We start from the raw sequence: 3,300 nt of genomic DNA, 5'->3' as shown, positions 1-3,300 counted from the left end.
CCCCCGCCCCCAAACCCTGGGAAAACACCACCCGCAGCTCCGGCTTCGACGCCGCGCCTCACGCTGACCGCAGCACCCGCACCAGCGGCTTTTCCCCTTCCCCGCAAGACCTCCGCGACGCCTTCCACGCCTCCGCCCCAGGCTCTCCCACCCGAGAAGCCCCCGCTCAAGACAGCAATCCCTCCCTGACCCGAGGCCGCATCTTTGAACAACGCAGCGCTCCAAAGGCGTTTTTGATGCAGCAGATGGGAAAGGGTGCCAGCGGGACCACGTCACCACAACGCCTTCAGGGATCCCATCAAGTGCTTGCCGCGCAACAGCAGGCGCGTGGGGCCAATCCACCGGCCCAAGGCGGCACGCCCGCAGCGCAGCAGCCCGTGCCACCTCAGGCACAGACACAAGCTCCAGCGCAAGGCGGTGCCGCGATGCAGCAGAATCAGGGAACTGATGCCACCAAGCAAAGAGCGGGCGCCACTCCAGCTAAAGATGGGAGAGATCCTTTGACCATACTCAGCGAAAAATTCGCGGCTTTCCCGGATGCTTTGCAGGCCCTCAAACAACTCTATACGCCCCCAACAGGAAAGCTGATGATCGACAAGCTGGCCACAGTCGCGGACAAGATAAAAATCGGGCTGACCACGGGACCTGAAAGCTACATGGACGGTGACGTCTTTCGTGTGCGGCGCAAGATTGATGAGTTCACGCTGGCACATGAATTGCAACACCTCGGTGAAGTACTCTTTGGGGACAAGAACCCTTTTTTAAAGGTGGAGCACCCGGAGGATCTCAAAAAATATCCGGATCTCAACCACTATGACAAGGAGTTCCGCGCCATGAGAATGCAAAACCAGATACGCCTTGAACGTGCCAGGATGAATAAAACAACACCTTTTTTTCACCACACCTACTATGACAAAACGGGAGCCTACCCTATTCCTGGCAGCCTTCTCCCTCAGCCATGACCACCTCACGATGCATGTCGTCTTTGCATCTCTGCCTTCCATAAAAAGGCATGCGTCGTCCAGACATCTGTAAAATTCCCGCCATACCATCGGTTGTTACTGAGGCACTGCGAGGCCGCTTGAAACTGCTCTGGCAGTTTGAACAACTCACCACTGGTTCAATAAAGATGAAACAAAAGCTTCGTCGCCTTTCTGGAAACGTATGCGATTTTGCAGCCATGTCTGCCACCAGCCTCCGAACCTTGGGCCTGCCGTTCGCCCTCCTGTTCTCCATCACCTGCGGCGGCCTGAAGCTGAGGGCGCAGTCGGAAGGGGACCTCATGATTGCCAAGGACAAACAAGAGCGCGCAGAAACCCTGCGCTTGGCGGGCAGCAGCAGCGTCGCGGACAGAAATCTGGCCATCCGAAGACTCTGCATCTGGGACAAGGACTATGAACTGCTGTGGAGGCTGATGAACGATGCCGACCCCACCGTGCGCCTGAATGCCATCGATGCCATCTCGAGCGCGACGCACAAGGTGGCCGTAAATCTCACGACAGAGCTGGCACAGAAAATGGCGCCCCTGCTGGAGAAGGAGGTGACGCAGGAGCGCATCGATGCAGCGTTTAAACCCGGCCAGATTCAGAATGAGGCGGCGTCTCTGGTGGTCTGCTCCACGCTGGCGCTGGATCTTCTCTACGCCGAGTACCCCCAGCTCAGGAAACCCCGGGCAGATGGCGCACGCTGGCAGGATGTGGGGCTGCATCCCCTGATGGTGAAGCTGGCCGCAGCGCGCCGCGAGACCTCTGACTTTCTGGATCACCGCTACCTCGAAATGCTGCAACGCATCGAAGACGCCGGCCTTCTGGTGCTGGAACTGGAAACCCTGGCAGAAACTCTTGATGACGAAAAGCTTCCCTCCTCCCGGCTGCTGACCACGGTGGAGACGCTGTGGCGCGCCCATCCGCTGCTAGGTGAGAACAAGCCTCTGTACCTCTTGCTGCTGGCGCAGCTGAGCCCGCGTCTGAAGTCACTGCGGCCTCGCATCCTGGGCCCGATGCCGGAAGGGCCGGACAAGGCATGGGCTGCCGACTTCCTCGACCACATCGCCACAGACATCCAGTCCGCCCGCGAGAAGTTTATCCTCCGGCCCGGTGCTCCATAAAGGCTCATGGAGCACGGTGCATTGGCACTGCCTCCTCATCGTCTCACCACGCACTCTGCACAGCACTGCGCGCCAAGATAAGAAGATAAGATGCCAGTCATTTAGTAGCAGGAGATGATTCAAGGTATTGATTTACAATGCGTCTGATGGATCTTTGCACCTTCGTCCTTGGCGCGCGCAGGTGGCGGCAGAGGCAGAGAGGGCTGCCGGTATTCATGCGTAGCGGTCCCATCATCTTCGTTCAGTTCATTCCGTTAGCCTTTCAGTTCAGGTACCACAGCTCTTCTCAGCTGCCTCGACCAACTTGCCCGCCCCCCCTTCTCAAAACCCGCGCCCCTATCATCCACGGCAACGATCTATCCTGATGTTGAAAATGAGAAGTCTATGCGTCATATCTGTACAAAATGCCTGGCATCTTATTGGGTGTTTGACAACCGAATCGAAGTTGAAAGCCCTGGTCGCCTGCCAGGACATGTAACTACTCGTAACATTCTGAAATCCCAATTCTCGCGCAACGGGGTGCTTGTGAGGCTGATTCACAAGTTCCCAAGCCCGCCCAACAAAGATGTTGGAGAGGGATTAAACACCGCATTTGATGAGATGAAGAGATCGCGATTAAAGCCCCCTATTATCAAAGAGATGGAGAATGCCGTGGTGGTAGAAATTAGGCATGATAAACTGGCGTCGCCTGAGGAATCGGTAATGGATTACCTCGCCAACCATTCTGAGATCACCAACCGGATTGCCAGAGAACTCACGGGCATCAATTCGGAGAACACCATGAAAAATGTCTTCCTACGGTTGGCCGAGCGAAATCTTATTGAACCTGTGCCGGGACGCAAAGGCGCGGCATCTGCGTGGCAGAAGTCACTTGAGGGCTTTTGGATGTGATATTCCACCCGCCACCTCTTATTGAGACTAGCCACCAAATTAGGACACTACCAGGCATTTTGCTCTCAGGCATTTTGCTCTTGCCAGGCATTTGGCCCATTTTTGCCACAATTTCGTGGTGGACAGGTCTGCCAAGCTCTGGTTAAGATTTATTCTCCGGTTGGCTTAAGGCGTTTTCCGGGTCGTTTTCCTTTCTGCGCGTCAGTACCCTGATGTTCTGCCGGGCTGGGGTGGCGGCGTGCACCCCAGCCTTTCACCCGCACACGAAACCCTCATGACCACACTCATCGCACGGGGCCTGG

General features: G+C 56.5%; 3 protein-coding genes and 1 pseudogene. All 4 read left to right on the top strand.

The genetic code is table 11. The annotated features are described in order from the left end of the window. A pseudogene (locus tag ACIREA_RS29145) lies at nt 1–189 on the top strand (hypothetical protein); the annotation flags it as partial. Nucleotides 190–302: 113 nt separating this feature from the next. Further along, nucleotides 303–962, top strand: coding sequence for a hypothetical protein (locus ACIREA_RS29140; RefSeq protein WP_397385836.1), 660 nt, complete (start codon nt 303–305; stop codon nt 960–962). Between the two features lie 218 nt (nt 963–1,180). Continuing rightward, the gene (locus ACIREA_RS29135) at nt 1,181–2,107 is read left to right on the top strand and encodes a hypothetical protein (protein ID WP_397385835.1); all 927 of its coding nucleotides are present in this window, start codon (nt 1,181–1,183) and stop codon (nt 2,105–2,107) included. A 384-nt stretch (nt 2,108–2,491) separates the two neighbouring features. Beyond that, a complete protein-coding gene (locus ACIREA_RS29130; RefSeq protein WP_397385834.1) occupies nt 2,492–2,998 on the top strand; it encodes an ATP-binding protein in 507 nt (168 codons plus the stop codon). The last annotated feature ends 302 nt before the right edge of the window (nt 2,999–3,300 follow it).

This window comes from Prosthecobacter sp. (assembly GCF_044373815.1).
GTDB lineage: Bacteria > Verrucomicrobiota > Verrucomicrobiia > Verrucomicrobiales > Verrucomicrobiaceae > Prosthecobacter.
The sequence above is the reverse complement of the archived record's forward strand: the minus strand, read 5'-3'. Positions and strand labels throughout refer to the sequence as shown.

What these genes read in the sequence shown, in the direction of transcription:
- ACIREA_RS29135 (WP_397385835.1), top strand. Translation starts at nt 1,181, where the DNA reads ATGTCTGCCACCAGCCTCCGAACCTTGGGCCTGCCGTTCGCCCTCCTG.
- ACIREA_RS29130 (WP_397385834.1), top strand. Translation starts at nt 2,492, where the DNA reads ATGCGTCATATCTGTACAAAATGCCTGGCATCTTATTGGGTGTTTGAC.